Origin of the sequence: Actinoplanes sp. NPDC049599 (genome assembly GCF_044465625.1) — a bacterium.
Classification (GTDB): domain Bacteria; phylum Actinomycetota; class Actinomycetes; order Mycobacteriales; family Micromonosporaceae; genus Actinoplanes.
In genome coordinates this window covers 51,964-66,740 of the sequence record NZ_JBITLX010000022.1, presented here as the reverse complement: position 1 = coordinate 66,740, position 14,777 = coordinate 51,964, and the positions used below count along the sequence as shown (strand labels likewise).

Below are 14,777 nucleotides of genomic sequence, written 5' to 3'. Positions count from 1 at the left end.
CAGCTCGGCGAGCCGTCCGGCTCGGGCGAGAGTGGTATCGGCCGCGGAGGCCAGCATCTCCGTCCACGAGGTGATCGAGGCAATCGCCTCATGAGCATCCCGTATTGCCTCCTGGGCCGCCGTCTGCGCTCTCGTCGCGGCGGCCTCGGCGGCCTGCCAGCGTCGGAAGTTCCGATTCCATGCGGCGGAGTCACCTGGGTCGTCCGGGTTCCAGTCCTTCATCGCCATTCCGTCCTCAGGGCGGCCAGGTCGGAGTTCGCCGAGTCCAGCTTCTCCCTCGCCTGCTGCAAGGTGGCTTGGGCGGCGGACAGGACCCGAGCGCCGTGCTCGGCGAGCGTGGCCAGCGCAGCCCCGGCGGCGGTGAGGTCGTCGGTGCGATCGGGTACGTCGCGGACGCGCTGCACCGCGGATTCGGCGACCACCTGCTCGAGCCCATCGGCGATGATCGCGAGTTCTGGATATGGCACCGATCGGATCTGTCCCCGGATCTCGGCGCACAGCGGCGCGAGACGATTCACGATCTCGTCCTGCTGGGCCAGCGTCGCCGCCCGCTCGGCGGCCACCGTGGCGAGCTCCTGCCGGTGAGAGCGCCGGGCCTGCCGGGCGGCCAGGGCGGCCGCGGTCTGCCGATCGGCCAGTTCCTGCAGAGCTCCTCGATCCAGTGGGTCAGCCAGGATTCCCGCCTGTTCGGCGTCCAACTCGACGGTCAGTCGGGACACGGCTTGCGCCTGCTGGTGGCGGTCGACCACCGTCGCCCTGACGGTGCCGAGCTGGGCCAGGGCGCTGGCCTGACCGGCTTGGGCGGCGAGCAATTGTTGCCGCGCGTTCGCGGCCCGGGCGGTCGCCTGCCCGAGCGCGTTCTCGGCGTTCGCGAGGTCGGCGTCGGCCGCGCTCACCTGGGCCTGGGCCTCGGCGAGCCGCTTCTTCAGCGGCGGGCCCAGTCTCGCCCAGCGGCCGTGTGTGGGGTTGGGCTTGGTGCCGATGTCGGTCTCGGGTTCGCTGTCCAGCCACTCCCGGATGGCGTCCTGGGCCGCAGCCACGGTCTGCCGGGCGCCGGCCTGCGCCTGCTGGGCCGCCGAGACGACCGCCTGGGCCGGAGCCACGACGGCCTCCGCGTTCTGGAGTGAGGCGGCGGCGGCCCCGACGGTGGTGGCCGCCTCGTCCGCGGCGAGGGCCGCCCGCTCGGCGGTGGTCTCGGCGTCCTGGAGCGCGGCCAGGGCCTGCGCCAGCCGCGAGGCGAGCTGAGCGCGGAGGTGGTCGAACATCAGACCACCGACTTGTTCGGTGTCTTCAGCCAGAGCGACACCGAGATACGCACGCGGATGGCCGGTCTGGTCAGCGCGGCGGCCAGTTGCGCGGAGTCGGCCCCCCACACTGCCTTGGGGCCACCCGCGGCACTGCGGAGACCACGCGCGACGCCGGCCAGCGGACCGTCGACCGGCAGGTGCGTGTGCCCAGCGACGTGCGGGTGGGCCCAGTCGAGGTCGGCCCAGCTGTTCAGGATGGCGGTGCTGCCGTCGGTCGGGGCGCCGTCCAGCCCGTACCGGGCGTGATCGACGGCCTCCTGCAGGACGATCCACCACGCGGAGACGCCACTGGCCACCGATGGCGAGAGTGCCTCGGTGGCGGTGACAGGGAAGCCGAAGAACGCGGTGCCGGGACCGAGTGACGCAGACATCGACGGAGTGACGTGCCGCTCCGTGCCGTCGGCGCCCACACCGGCGAGGTAGATCGCCGCGGTCGGGAACCGGCGCAGCAGCGAACCGCGGATCAGGAGAACAAGCTCGTCCACGCCGGGAGTGTGCGTACCGAGACCGGAGGCGGCATCCCAATCGCCCACGGCCCTCATCCGGTTGTCGGCAGCACCGGGTGTGGACGTCCAGAACCGGCGCACCATGGTCGCCCCCTGCCGCAGGGGGAAGCGCCGCCAGGCCAGCTCGCGGGCGAGCGCATGGTTCAGCCCGATCAGGAACGCCTCGATGAATGCGGGGTTGGTGCGCATCACGACCAGGGAATCCTCAGCTACGTCACCCACACCGGGAAGGAGCCACTCCGGGCAGACACCGGCCAGTAGGGCGTGTGCCGGATCGTCGTAGTCGGGTGCGAAGCGGGCGGCAGGCGTACCGGCGTCGGGAGCGGTCTCGGCGCCGAAAGCGGTCACGGCCATCGTCCGCAACGCGGGCGCCAGCGCAGTGCCGGTCCGGGCGATGGGACCACCCGCCCGGCTCGACCGTGCCAGCGTGCCCGGCAGCACCCCGGCGGTGGTGGAGGCGGTCCGCTCATAGAGCGCGTCGGTCAGGATCCCGGCGAGCTCCGGGTCGGCCGCCGCGGAAGGCACGGAACCTGCCGCTGCGAGCTGCTTCCACGCCTGGTCGACGAGTTCCTCCTGGAGCACGGCGACCACCCAGGCGCCGAGACCGGCCGCCAGCCGTCGGCGGGGGTCGGTGTTCAACTCGCTCAGCCAGCCGCGCTCAGCGGCGTTCACGGTGGTGCGTCCACTGGCGTAGTCCTGACCGTAGATCGGTGGGCGTAGTTGAAGTCCGGTGCCGCCGGCGCTGATCGCGGTGGCGAGCTGGGCGGCGAGTGCAGGATCGGCGGGCGCGTCGGTAGGCGGTCCGAGAGGCCGCAGAGCGCCCTGAACGAGGACGGTGGACCCGACGGGGCCGACGACGCCCCATCCGGGCGCATGAACGGCGATCGTCCGGCCGCCGGTGGTCGGGGGAGCTCCGCGGGGTCGTAGCCGGCGGGCCAGTGTCTCGAACGTCGAGGCCTCGCCGGTGCTGAAGCCGAAACTGAAGTAGACCGGCAGCCGGGCTTCTCCCGTGGTGTCCCAGGCGGGAGCCAAGGGATCGCGGCCGGCGAGATCCAGCCCTACGGCGCCCAGACCGCCGGCGAAGGTGGGCACGAGCAACGCCCGGTAGGCGACGCCCGACTCCAAGCGGCGGGGGCAGAGCAGGCGGGCCACTGAGCGGCTACGGTCCCCGGCGGCTGTCGCGGCGTCGACGCCACCACTGGTGTCGACCTGGACATGCGCCCACGCCCAGCTTTCACTCGGATCCGGCAGCTCGGATCCGGCGCAGATCAGGATCGGCAGGCCGCCCGGTGCGGCGGGCGTCACCTGGGCGGCGTCCTGCGGTACGACGACGAGCGCGAGCCACGGTGCCAGCCGTGTCTGACTTCCGGGGGCCGGACCCGGATGTTCGGGATCGGTGAGGGGAACACTGACCGGTCCGAGCGGGCTGAACCGCCAGGGCAGATCCGCGGACGCCAGCTCGACGTAGGCCAGATACTCCGGCTCGAAGTCGGAGCAGCCGTCATAGGGTTCGCAACGGCGGATCTCGGCGGGGTCGAGTGCCACGACATCGCCGGGGCCTGCCAGCTGCACCGGCACCGGCCCGCTGTACGGGGCAGCACCGTTCAGCGTCAACCGGGCGGGTAGCCCGGCGCGGGCGGTACCGGCGGTCGGCGTACCGGTGACCGCGGTGACCAGGCCACGCCGGTACCAGGCCAGCACACCGCGTTGCACACTCATGTGGTCACCGGCGTCCTGGACGTGCTCGGCGACACCGTGGCCGGGGCACCGGGAACGGTGGGACCGTCCCACGTGGTGATGTCGAGGGTGTCCACGGTGAAGTCCCAGGCCATTCCCGGTCCCGCGGCTGACGCGACCGCCGGCCGGAGGCTCAGCCCACTGGTCATGGTCTCGAACGACGGCCCGGCGAGTGCTGCGTCGTCGGGCAGATCGGTGTACAGGGCGGGCGCGAACAGGTCGGTGACCGGCGCGCAGTCGACTCCGGCCGGCGTGACCGCTGCCGCCGAGTAGGTGTGCGTCCCGCCTGCGGGGAGCCGGGCGCCGACCCGCTCGACGGGGCGATCCAGCGGGGCGATGCTCTGCCGGACACTGAGCGTCGCCAGCGGGTGGGCGACCAGCGGGCGCGTCGCGGAAGGCTGCGGTACCCCGGCCAGCGTGACGCCGGGCGGGACCGAGGCGGGCAGGATTGCCTGCCACCGAGCGGGATCGCTCAGCTGCGACCAGATCTCGGCGCCGACATCGATGAGCTCTACCGGTTCCGGTGCCGCAGCGACGGCGCCGATGGTGAGATCGATGCCGACGCTGGCGCTGAAGAACAGGACCTGGACAGCGGCCCGGCCGGTGATGTGCCACGGCTGCGGACCGGTGACGTTCAGTGACAACGACAGGGCGAGCAGCGGTGCACCACCGAAGGTGATCTTCACCCATGCCGCGAAGGCGACATCGAGCATGAACGGCGACCACTGGATCAGCCCGTCGAACGAGCCGCCGCCGTCGATGCCGAAACCTGCTTCCTCCGCGTGGATGTCCACGCGGGCTCCCATCTGGATGGTGTTCGACGTCAGCGCCAGATAGGCCTCGAAGCGGATCCTCGGATTGTTGCTGCCGGACAGGCTCAGGGCGAGCCGGTTCAGTGGCCGCAGGCCCTTCGGTGGCCGGAACTTCGGATGGAACCCGCCGATGGACATCAGGAACTGCGGTTCGTCTCCCCAGTTCAGCCTCAGTGCCATGTCGCCGGTGAGGGCGAACGTCAGGATCCGCGAATCGTGGAGAGAGGCGTCGAGCGCGAGCTGCTTCGTGCCGAGGTCGAGCGTCCCGATCGCATCGATGTGAATTTCGACCACCGCGTTCGCCGGTGTGGGCAGGTACATGGACAGCGCGGCGAGCAGTACCACCCGCACCGGCTGGGGGATCTCCAGCAGCAGCGCGAGGCGGATCTTGATCAGCGGTGGGCTGCCCCAGCTGATCTCGGCCAGTGGGCCGATCAGCAGGCGGTCCTTGGCGAAGGGAAAAACATGGTCGAGGGTGCTGATGATTCGATCGGCGTTCTTCACCGGGTCCTTGACGAACAGGATCGAGTCGAGGACCCCGTTGTGCAGACCGTCACGGACGGCGTCGGCGTCGATCGTGTGGTTGATCGCCAACAGCCCACCGATGCCGGTCAGGCTGAACCCGAGGCCCAACTGGATCGGCGTGAACCCATCCGCCGTGATCAGGATCAGCAGCGCGAAGCCCCCCGAATCGCCGCCTGTCCTGGTGGCGATCAGGGCGATCGCCTTGATCGCCACCGTGCCGGCGAGAGTGAGTTCAAAGACCCCCGCGTATCGGCCGAGCTCCGGCTCGAGTCGCAGGAAGCCGCCGCCGGACACGGTGGGTGTGTCGATCGTCAGCCCGACACCGGTCGGGCGTTGAGCGGTGAGGCCGAACTCACCGATCCCGGCGTTGGCGTTGCCGACGCCGATCGCCAGGTTGCCCTGCACACCCACCTCGCTGACGACGGCGGAGAAAGGTCCGATCTGCACGCGAGCGTCGAGCGCGACGCTGAGGCGGATCCTGGCTGCGGCGTCGGGCTTCTTGGCGTCCGCTGCCAGAGCGAGCGCCGCCTTCGTGATGCGCACTGGCCCGGTGTCGATGGCAGTCGGAACCGCCCAGCGCAGTCCGGCGCCACCGGCGAAATAGAGTCCCCGACGGTGTGACCAGCCGATGGACAGGTCGAAGGGCAGACTGAGTCCGTCCTCGGGCAGCACGGCGGACAGGAAGCCGTCTTCACTGCCGGCCTGTACGACGAGGCGCCACTGCGTGCCCGCCACGCATACGCCGAAATCGAACGGATCGGCGCTGAGCTCCAGGAAGAGACCCAGGGTTCCGACATCGAGGCGGGTGCCGTGCGGGTCGCCCAGCAAGGTGTGTGACTGGTCGGACGGGACCGACCGCGCGATGCCGATACGCATTCCGGCCCGCACCGGGTGTGGTGTGTCGGATACCGCCGCGACGGTGAACGAGCCCGAGAGTGCAACCAGTCCGAAGGGCACTGTCGTCTCGCCGGTTGCCTCGAGGAGAAGGTCCCACTGATCGCCGAGTGGGATCTTCTGCGAGATGGCGCCGACGCCGAACGGCACGACCGCGAACCCGGGCGCCGGGTCGGAGTCCCGCCTGATCGGCAGCACGGATATCCCGGTCTCGACCGCGGCTTCCGCGGTACCCGTCGTAGCCAGCACAAGCCGTAGACCCGGAATCGGGTGTCCCGCGACGGGTGCCAGCCCGGCATGTTCGTGCCGGTCCGCCACGTCGGCGAGGGCCGGGAAACCCAGGGCGAGCGCCAGTTGCTGCAGGTGTTCCAGCAACCGGCGATCCGCGAAATGCGGCGTTCCCCATCCGTACGCCTCGGCCATCAGGCCGTTGAGGTCGTTGACGAGTCGCGGAAAGCGCGCCGGTTCTAGTCGCGGGGCCGGCCCGGCGACCCCGTCCGGCGTCTCCCGCATCAAGCCCATGAGTTGCAGGGCGGCATACAGCACGGTGTGCCGGCGCCTGAGCGAGTCGGTCAGCAGATGGGCCACGAGCTGCTCACCGGCACCGACGGGAACGCCCGCCGCGCCCTGCCCGAAGGCGTTGACCGAGGCGAACACCCTGCGCAGCGCCGAGCCGAGGGTGCTTGCGTCCGGGCCGGCGTCATCGCTGGTGAGGCTTTGGACCGCTTGCACGAGGGGCGCCACGTCCCTGCACAGGTCGGCGAGGACGCCGCCGGCGGCGATCGTGGTGATTCCGGCTTCGGACAGCAGCGCCGCCAGGCCCGAGGGAACCGGCTGCTGCGTGACGGCGTCGGCGAGCGGCTCCAGGGCGAGGCCGATCTCCCTAAGCACCGCCTCTACAGAAGACCCGGTCATGCCTCGGCGACCTTGCACCGGCCGCGCACCGTATACGGGAAGGAGAAGTTCTGACCCCGGTCGCTGCCTCCGATCGCCTCGACGATCTGAGGGGCGAACCTGGCCGGGATCGTCACGTCCATCTCCACCCATCTTTCAGTCATGTCGAAGGCCGCGTTGGTCCCCTGTGACCACACCAGCGGCCCGAAGGACGCCACCCAGCCGATGACGCGCTGGTCCGGCGGATCGCCGGCAAGGTCGGCGAACACCCGGGGATCGTCGACCTGCCCCAACGTCCGGGAGCGGTTGAAGACCGGCACCCGCGTCCACCGCATCCCCTGGTCGGTGCCCGTGTTGTCCGCCAGTCGCCACAAGTCCACCTGAGAATCGGCATAGGCAAGGATGGGGCTGCTGCTCAGGCTCACCAACAACGGCGTGTGCTCGCCGATCGTCGCGGTGAGCCGCAGCGGAAAGAGCACCGATAGATAGGTCGACACCTGTCGACCGATGTCCGGGGTACCGTCCACGCGCTTGGCCTTGAACCACGCCTTGTCGGGCCCGGCCCCGGGCTCCACGTCGTCCCAGCGGTCCCCGAACCAGCAGTTCTGCAGCCAGGACTCGAAGGGCGAGTCCTGGGTGTAAGCGACGAGAAGAGCGCCGGCCAGGACGGCGACGACCGCGGCAAGCGCGATCACCTGAAGGCCCGGAACGAGGGCGCCGAGAGCCACGGACCCGGTTAGGGACGCCACCGTGTCGACCCCGGCGATGACCCCAGCGGCGGCCAGCCCGACCCCCTGCATCGCCTGCCCGGCCGCCACGCTCAGGTCGCCGTCCTCGTATGCCTCCTTGGCGTCATACACCGCGATACAGGCGGTGATGACGTCCATGACCGCGTTGAGCAAGGAAAGCCCGTACTTCATCCTCTTGCCGACATCGGTGGTGACGAAGTTCTGCGCGCGTTCCCACGGGGAAGCGAGAATGGCCGAGCCGGTACCGACGATCGCCTTGATCATCGCCACGATGCTCCTGGCATCGACGTGGTCGCTGATCTTCTTCGCCTTCACCGCGCAGTCGGCGACCTCGAAGAACACCTGGATCCAGCCGGCGGCGCGACCGTGCTTGTCGAACTTGTCCTTCCAGACGTCCGGATTGTCGACAAGCCAGGCGCGTGCCTTGTTGAACTTCTCCTCCAAGGTCGCGGCGGCAACCTTGTCCTCCGGGAAGTACCGGCCGATGAAATCGACGAGCAGGGCGGTGAGCTTATCGGGGTTCTTGTCCTTCACCAGCGCGGGCAACATCTTCAGGCTGGCATGGATGTAGATCTTGGCGGCCCGGCGCGCCGCGGGTGTGTCAGTGATGAGAAAGTTGATGGGATCGCGGGTGATCCGGTCAGGATGTACGACCGGCAGAGGGCTCTGATCCAGATTCACCGACCTGCGCATGAAGAGCATTCCGACATTCGATGCCGACAGCTGATCGGTCAACTCGGCGAGGTACGCCAACTGTGCCTCATAGGAGGAGGCCTCCAATTCGGCGATGAGGTCATCGGAGTCCAGCTGATCGCAGAGTTCCTTGGCTGATTTCTCGACCTTCAGTCGCCGGGTCATAACCGTCGCCCCGAAGGCGTCATATTTGTCGCGATCGAGCACACGGTCGAGGGCTGCCGGCTCGGGGATGACCTTCTTGTCCATTGTCGCCCACGCCCCGCCGTCGCGCCGACGTGCGATTGTCTCCTGAATCAGCTTGTACAAGGTCAGCTGCTCCGCATTGCTGGGATTGTCCCCGGCCGCAAGCCAGGTATGCCAATCATCCAGCGCGGCTGCGTATTCCTTGTGCGCGGCGATGGCGCGACTGAGTCCACTCTGAACATGAGGGAAACAAGCGTTTCGGGTAACCATTTCGCACCATCCAAGCCAAACCCGTAGAACGCTTGCCGGATCTCTCCAGGTTACCCTCGGGCCGCAGCGGTGCCGGCCTTTTCTTCCCTTACGCCCCGACCGGGTGACCTCGTTACTGCCGCGCGCCGGCCGCCAGGCCGCACCCGGCTGCGCGATCCGCTGCCCGCCTTGCAGGTGCCAGCCGCCATTTCCGAGGCGCGCCCGTTACCGGAGCGCCAAAACGTATGACAAATAGAGTGTCGCTCATCCGACAGAGGGTGATGCATCGGATGGTTTCCGCATGCTGGCCACCCGCAGGCGCTTCACTGGTCTGATCACCAGCGGCCATTCGTCTGGAAAGAGGTCACACCATGGCCAGCTTCAGTCAGTTCGCCAAGATTGCCCTGACCCAGCAGGGCGATCCCTACGTCTTCGGCTCCGAGGCCGAATTCGACGACCCGAACCCTGACAGCTTCGACTGCTCGGAGCTCGTGGAGTGGGCCGCCGCGCGATGTGGCGTCACGTTCGTCGACGGTGCCCAGAATCAGCGGGACGCCTGTCGCCGCGCCGACAAGCTCATCTCGGTGGAACGCGCCCGCAAGACGAGAGGGGCGTTGCTCTTCCGAATCGATGAAGGGCCGTCGAACGACCATGTCGCAATTTCGCTGGGTAATGGCAGGACCATAGAGGCCCGGGGCAGGAAGTACGGCGTGAACAAGTTCCCGGCCGACAAGCGAGGGTGGACGCATGGCGGACTGGTTCCAGGGCTCCACGCCGACAAACACCACACGTTGTTGGAGCTCGGCTGCCTCGGCGAGGAGGTCCGCTGGGTGCAGCGCCGTTTGCAGATGCACGGCATCGACCCCGGGCCGGCCGACGGTGCCTACGGACGCCGTACCGCGGCGGCCGTGCGGGCCTTCCAGAAGGCGCACCGCCTCGAGGTAGACGGAGTCGTCGGACCGCTCACCCGCAAAGCGTTGTCGGCCGCGACCGCCCGCCACCTTGCGCCAGCAGGCGCTCCCGCCTGAACGGCCGGCCGTTGCCCACTCGTAGCGGCATCCGTGTCCGGCCGGCCACGCGCTCCGGGACTCGACGGCGCGGCTCGCCTCCCTATGGACAATCGGACGAATACTCGCGCAGGGCCAAGACAAGGGCAGTCGGTTTGCGTCAAGGCTCACTGATGAGTGAAACCGTGCGCTTCGAGTGCGGGTCAACGACTTACCCGGTAGGAATCGACGTACAACCGCGGAGTTCCTCACTGACAGGGGTCACCCATGGCCGCGCTTCCGACATTCCGGAAGACGTACGACGTGGTTTGCGTCATACCCGGGGTGATGGGCAGCGAACTTGTCGACGAGAGCGGCAAGGTCCGGTGGGGCCTGACCCCTTCGGTGCTGGCCCGAGCATGGTCGACCGGTGCGATGGATACGTTACGGGTGACCGAGGACGACATGGCGGGTGCGGGCCGGCTCCGGCCGACACGGTTGCTGCGTGTCCCTGGCTATATGCCGATGCTCGGTGGCGTCGAGCCGTATTCGGCTTTGCTGGATCGAGTGGCGCAGCGGGTCGTAGACGCCCGTGCGATGTTCGAGTTTCCTTATGACTGGCGATTGTCGATCGAACATAGCGCGCGGCACCTGGTCCTCAGCTGCGAGACCCGACTGGCAGCATGGCGGACCCTCGTAGCCGAGAACAGGTGGACTGATCGTGCTGAGGTCCAGGTTTCCATCGTCGCGCACTCGATGGGTGGCCTGGTGGCCCGATACGCGACCGAGGTACTGGGCCTATCGGCGGTCGTTCGCCAGATCATCACGCTCGGTACGCCTTACTACGGCTCGGTGAAGACGGTGCGCATGATGGCCACCGGCGAGGGCGCGCCGCTGCCGCGGCGGGCGGTTCAGGCACTGGCCCGCACCTGTCCGGGGGTGTACGACCTGCTGCCGCGGTACCGGTGCGTCGGCCCGGACCGGCTTCTGACGTCATCCGACGTCGTCCGTCTCGGGGGTGTGGCGGCGCTGGCGGACGATGCGGCAAACCGCTGGAACGCGTTGTCGCTGCGACCGGACGACGTGAACAGGTCGGCCTCGAGCCTGCGGGTGCACCCGGTGGTGGGCGCCGAACAGCCGACGTTGCAGAGCGTCTCCTTCACCGACGGCGAGTGCCGGTTCGGCGAATCACTCGCGGGCGTCGACCACGGTGGCGATTCCACGGTGTACCGCAACGCGGCCGCCCCGGCGGGGATGGTCGCCTGGCCCTTGCCGCAGAAGCACGGCGCGCTGGCCAGGAGCGGCGAGGCGTTAACCTTCGTCGCGGACAAACTCGCCGGCGCGGACACCGGCCTCCCGCTGGGAACTCGGCCGGTCGGCGCGGATATCCCGGACTTGGTGCGCGCCGGCGCCCCGGTCGAGGTCACCGTGTCCGGTGCCGGCGGCGATCCGGTCGGTGTGACGGTCACCTCGACGAACCTGTCCACCAATGTGCCCACCAGATGGCTCACCGTGCGCATCGACGGGGACCTGCTCCGATACACCCGTCCCGGGCTCGCCGCCGGCCTGCACCGCATCGAGGTCAAGGCGGGCGGATATTCCGCCGTGTCGGAACTGCTCCTCGCCGACGAGGCGGCATGACCGTGGTGCGCCTCATCACGGTCGGCTTGGCCGAGTATCCCGGCCAGCCGACGTGGACAGTTCCTGCCGCCGCGGACAGCCGACGGAAGGTCGAGTCATTACTGGGCGCGCACGGCGCTGTCACCGAGGACTGGACCGACCGGGCAACCTCCGACAAGATCAGTAAGGAGCTCAAGGAGTGGGCGAAGCGAGGGCAGGAATCGCACATCGTCTACTGGACCGGCCACGGTGAGTTCACCGATGACGGCTATTTCCTTGCACTGGCCGACACCGAGGAGCTGGTAGGTAACGACTCCCTGTCAGACGGTCAGATCAGCGCTGCCCTGCTCAGGCTCGAACGCGCCCGGACGGCCGCCGCCAGCACGGACTGGGTCCTGCTGATCCTTGATACCTGCGGGTCGAGAGGAGGAGGGTGGCGAATTTGGACGTCGTTCGGCTACCCGCCCCGGAATGTCGGGGTGATCGCGACGACCGACGACGGCGCCGCTTACTCGGGCGCTTTTCCGGATGTCTTCGAAGAAGTGCTGGCCAGTTTCAACGGCAACGATACCGACGCGATTCCGGTCCATGAACTCGTCCGGCGCCTGACGATCCCGCTCGGCGTCGACAAGATCAATGAGAAGTTCGAGCTATCCGCCGTGCTGCCTCATCGGTCCGATGTGCTGCCGCCGGTCCGGGCCGCGATGGATGTGTACGGCGAAATGAGGGCGGTCCTGGCCAACGCCCCGGCGGAAATCCGCGACCACTTCTACGCCAAGGCACAGGGTTGTGAGATCGGCGAGGCTGCATGGAACTTCGCAGGCCGGGTCGTGGAGCGTCGGCGAATCGCCGAATGGCTACGGACGGCCGACGGTGGCATGTTGGTCGTCACCGGCCCGGCGGGGTGCGGCAAATCCGCACTCCTCGGCATGGTCCTTGCCAGCTCCGATCCGAAGGTGCGGTCGGCCCTGCACGCCGCCGGCCATGCGCCGATTCCCGAAGACCTGCGATCAGGTGACCTGGCCTTCGATGCGATCCTCCACCTCAGTGGGCGGACCATCGCGGAGACCGCGTCGTCCGTCGCGGCGCAACTCGGGCTTGGCGCTGTCGCCGGGCACGCAGAGCTTCTGGACTACGCCCGGCAGAGACAGCAAAGCCGGACCCTTGTCGTCGTCGACGCTCTGGATGAAGCCCGGGATCCGTTCACCATTGCGGCGCTTCTGCGCGGACTCGCGGCACTGCCCGGATTCGGGGTACTCCTCGGCACCCGCCGGGCGTTGGGGGAGGACCTGGACAACAACCAGCATATGGGTTCTGAGATCCTCGATCACCTCGTCCTCCAGCCGAATTGCGTACTGACGCTGGGCCGTGATCCCGGCGCCGTCCGCAGCTATGTCGAGAACCGGCTGCGATTCGCAGGCCTTCAGCGGACCGGCACCTACGTCAGGAATCTCGCCGAACGTATCGCCGTTCAAAACCAGCCTTTTCTGTTCGCCCGGCTCGCCGTCCACGAGATACTCGCCGACCCGGCGATCGGCGAGTCCGACGCACTGCTCGATCGACTTCTTGGTGACGGTCACGGCCGCATTTTCGCCCACGCCGTACGCCGGCTGAGCGCCTGCGCACCCGACGTGGAGGCGCTGATGCACGTCCTCGCCTATGCCCGAGGAAGTGGGTTTCCACGCACTTTCGGAGTTTGGGCGGCAGCGGCGGCGAGCATCGGGACGGCTCCGGTCGACGATGCCGGTGTCGGCCGTGCCCTTCGCCTGGCCGCCCCGTACATCATGCAGGACAGCGAGAACGGGCAGGCCGTCTATCGGCTCGCGCACCGGACCTTCGCCGAGTGGTATCACCGTCGGGACACATCATGACGTTCGACCTGACAATCACGCCAACTCGGCAGACGTACGACGTGAACCCGGCGGCCGCTGGTGACTGTCGCTGATCACGAATTCGAGAAACGGCTCGCCCTCATCATGCTCGCGGAGGCCGACCGGGCGATCGCCGCTGATCAGCCGTTGAGCCCGTACCTGACGCAGCATCTGCCGGAGCATATCGGGGCGGGCCGGCTATGGGAGTCGCTAGCCGGCCGCACCGACGTGCTGGACCGCGTGAGTCCGTTGAGCGTGGCCGCTGAGTCCTTCCGTCGGGAGTACGGCCTTCACCGGCTTCCTCCCGCGATAGCGGCGTCGATGATTGTGGCAGATGATCTGGAAAGGGCTCCGGTCGGACAACGTCGGTTGATTCGTACCATCGCCGCGTACCGCCTGGGAACCAGCCTCGACGCCCGGGGCAGCGACATCCTCGTACGGTGGTGCCGGCTCGAGCGGGTGACCGCGCATCTACCCTTTGCCGGCCACATCGGATGGGGAAGGAGCGTCGCGTTCGGTTCCCTCAGCGGCGGTCGAATGGTCCTCGCGTCCGGCGGCAACGACGGATCCGCACGGCTCTGGGATCCGTATTCCGGTGCGCCGATCGGCGCACCGATCGAGGGCCACGAGGGCCCGGTGACCGCCGTCGTGTTCGTGCACCTGGCCAACGGTGACGTACGTCTGGCCACAGCCGGCGACGACGCTACGGTCCGGTTGTGGGATCCGTACTCGGGTGCCTCCATCGGTGAGCCGTTGCGTGGTCACCGCAACGTGGTCATCGGCCTCGCCTGCGGGACGACCATCAGTGGACGCATGACGCTGGCATCGGCGGGCTGGGACGAACAGGTTCGGCTGTGGGATCCGGCCACGGCCGCACCACTCGGCTCGCCGCTGACCGGTCACGACGGCCCGATCACGGCCGTAGCGCTCGGTTCTGCCGAGGGCGATCACGGCGTCGTGGCTACCGGCGGCGACGACGCGACGGTGCGCATCTGGAGTGCCGGTGACGGAGGACGAGACCTGCGGGTTCTCGCCCGCCATGACGGTCCGGTGCGCGCCCTGGCGTTCGGTGCTTCGGATGGGCGGCCGGTGCTGGCATCGGGTAGCGACGACGGCACCGTTCGTGTCTGGAGTTCCCGCTCCGGAACGCCGCTCGGGCCCCCGCTCGCCGGGCATGCCGGTCCGGTGTTCGGTGTGGCGTTCGGCCGCCTTCGCGACGGGCGCCTCGTCCTTGCGTCCGCCGGCCACGACGGAACTGTGCGGGTATGGGATCCGGGTCTTGGCCGTCAACTGGGCGCATCGCTGACCGGTCACCTGGGACCGGTCTCCGGGGTCACGTTCGGTGAAGTGGAGAACGGGCGCCGATGGCTGGCGTCCGTGAGCTGGGACCGGACGGTACGGCTGTGGGCGCCGGAGGCGGCGACCGGGGCTCCTGAGCCGGTCGGTAGTCCCATCGGCGGAGTGTCGAGCATCGCGCTCGGTTCGGCGAGCGAGGGCCGGCGCCTGCTCGCGTCGGGCGGCGACGACACCCGAATTTTGCTGTGGGATCCGGACACTGGATCAACCGTCGGCCAACCACTCGACAGTCACCTGGGTCCCGTACGAGCGTTGGCCTTCGGTACCACCTCCGACGGCCGGCCGCTGCTTGCCTCGGGCGGCGACGACACCCGAATTTTGCTGTGGGATCCGGACACTGGATCAACCGTCGGCCAACCACTCGACAGTCACCTGGGTCCCGTACGAGCGTT

At 68.6% G+C, this 14,777-nt stretch carries 8 protein-coding genes; 4 read left to right on the top strand and 4 right to left on the bottom strand.

All coding sequences use genetic code 11. The features are described from left to right. Window positions 1-218: 218 nt before the first annotated feature. Genes ACIBQZ_RS30975 through ACIBQZ_RS30960 form a run of 4 tightly spaced genes read right to left on the bottom strand, consistent with a single transcriptional unit; the run spans window position 219 to window position 8,573 of the window. A complete protein-coding gene (locus tag ACIBQZ_RS30975) occupies window positions 219-1,265 on the bottom strand; it encodes a hypothetical protein (protein ID WP_396092357.1) in 1,047 nt (348 codons plus the stop codon). Then, the gene (locus ACIBQZ_RS30970; protein ID WP_396092356.1) at window positions 1,265-3,532 is read right to left on the bottom strand and encodes a hypothetical protein; all 2,268 of its coding nucleotides are present in this window, start codon (window positions 3,530-3,532) and stop codon (window positions 1,265-1,267) included. The genes ACIBQZ_RS30975 and ACIBQZ_RS30970 overlap by 1 nt, the downstream gene beginning before the upstream one ends. Further along, window positions 3,529-6,696: a DUF6603 domain-containing protein gene (locus tag ACIBQZ_RS30965; RefSeq protein WP_396092355.1), complete on the bottom strand. Its 3,168-nt coding sequence runs from the start codon at window positions 6,694-6,696 to the stop codon at window positions 3,529-3,531. The genes ACIBQZ_RS30970 and ACIBQZ_RS30965 overlap by 4 nt, the downstream gene beginning before the upstream one ends. Next, a complete protein-coding gene (locus tag ACIBQZ_RS30960) occupies window positions 6,693-8,573 on the bottom strand; it encodes a hypothetical protein (RefSeq protein WP_396092354.1) in 1,881 nt (626 codons plus the stop codon). The genes ACIBQZ_RS30965 and ACIBQZ_RS30960 overlap by 4 nt, the downstream gene beginning before the upstream one ends. Window positions 8,574-8,923: 350 nt before the next feature. Between ACIBQZ_RS30960 and ACIBQZ_RS30955 the strand changes: the two genes are divergently transcribed. The 4 genes from ACIBQZ_RS30955 to ACIBQZ_RS30940 all read left to right on the top strand — a co-directional run. Beyond that, a complete protein-coding gene (locus ACIBQZ_RS30955; RefSeq protein ID WP_396092353.1) occupies window positions 8,924-9,580 on the top strand; it encodes a peptidoglycan-binding protein in 657 nt (218 codons plus the stop codon). Window positions 9,581-9,826: 246 nt separating this feature from the next. Next, window positions 9,827-11,179: a hypothetical protein gene (locus ACIBQZ_RS30950; RefSeq protein ID WP_396092352.1), complete on the top strand. Its 1,353-nt coding sequence runs from the start codon at window positions 9,827-9,829 to the stop codon at window positions 11,177-11,179. Then, window positions 11,176-13,029 carry a hypothetical protein gene (locus ACIBQZ_RS30945; RefSeq protein WP_396092351.1) on the top strand — a complete coding sequence of 618 codons (1,854 nt, stop codon included), beginning with the start codon at window positions 11,176-11,178 and terminating at the stop codon, window positions 13,027-13,029. The genes ACIBQZ_RS30950 and ACIBQZ_RS30945 overlap by 4 nt, the downstream gene beginning before the upstream one ends. A 60-nt stretch (window positions 13,030-13,089) precedes the next feature. Beyond that, a partial coding sequence (locus tag ACIBQZ_RS30940; RefSeq protein WP_396092350.1) for a WD40 repeat domain-containing protein occupies window positions 13,090-14,777 on the top strand: 1,688 nt, incomplete at its 3' end.

Excerpts from the sequence above, each read along its gene's own strand:
- ACIBQZ_RS30945 (WP_396092351.1), top strand. The coding sequence starts at position 11,176 with ATGACCGTGGTGCGCCTCATCACGGTCGGCTTGGCCGAGTATCCCGGC.
- ACIBQZ_RS30955 (WP_396092353.1), top strand. The coding sequence starts at position 8,924 with ATGGCCAGCTTCAGTCAGTTCGCCAAGATTGCCCTGACCCAGCAGGGC.
- ACIBQZ_RS30965 (WP_396092355.1), bottom strand. The coding sequence starts at position 6,696 with ATGACCGGGTCTTCTGTAGAGGCGGTGCTTAGGGAGATCGGCCTCGCC.
- ACIBQZ_RS30950 (WP_396092352.1), top strand. The coding sequence starts at position 9,827 with ATGGCCGCGCTTCCGACATTCCGGAAGACGTACGACGTGGTTTGCGTC.
- ACIBQZ_RS30960 (WP_396092354.1), bottom strand. The coding sequence starts at position 8,573 with ATGGTTACCCGAAACGCTTGTTTCCCTCATGTTCAGAGTGGACTCAGT.
- ACIBQZ_RS30970 (WP_396092356.1), bottom strand. The coding sequence starts at position 3,532 with ATGAGTGTGCAACGCGGTGTGCTGGCCTGGTACCGGCGTGGCCTGGTC.
- ACIBQZ_RS30975 (WP_396092357.1), bottom strand. The coding sequence starts at position 1,265 with ATGTTCGACCACCTCCGCGCTCAGCTCGCCTCGCGGCTGGCGCAGGCC.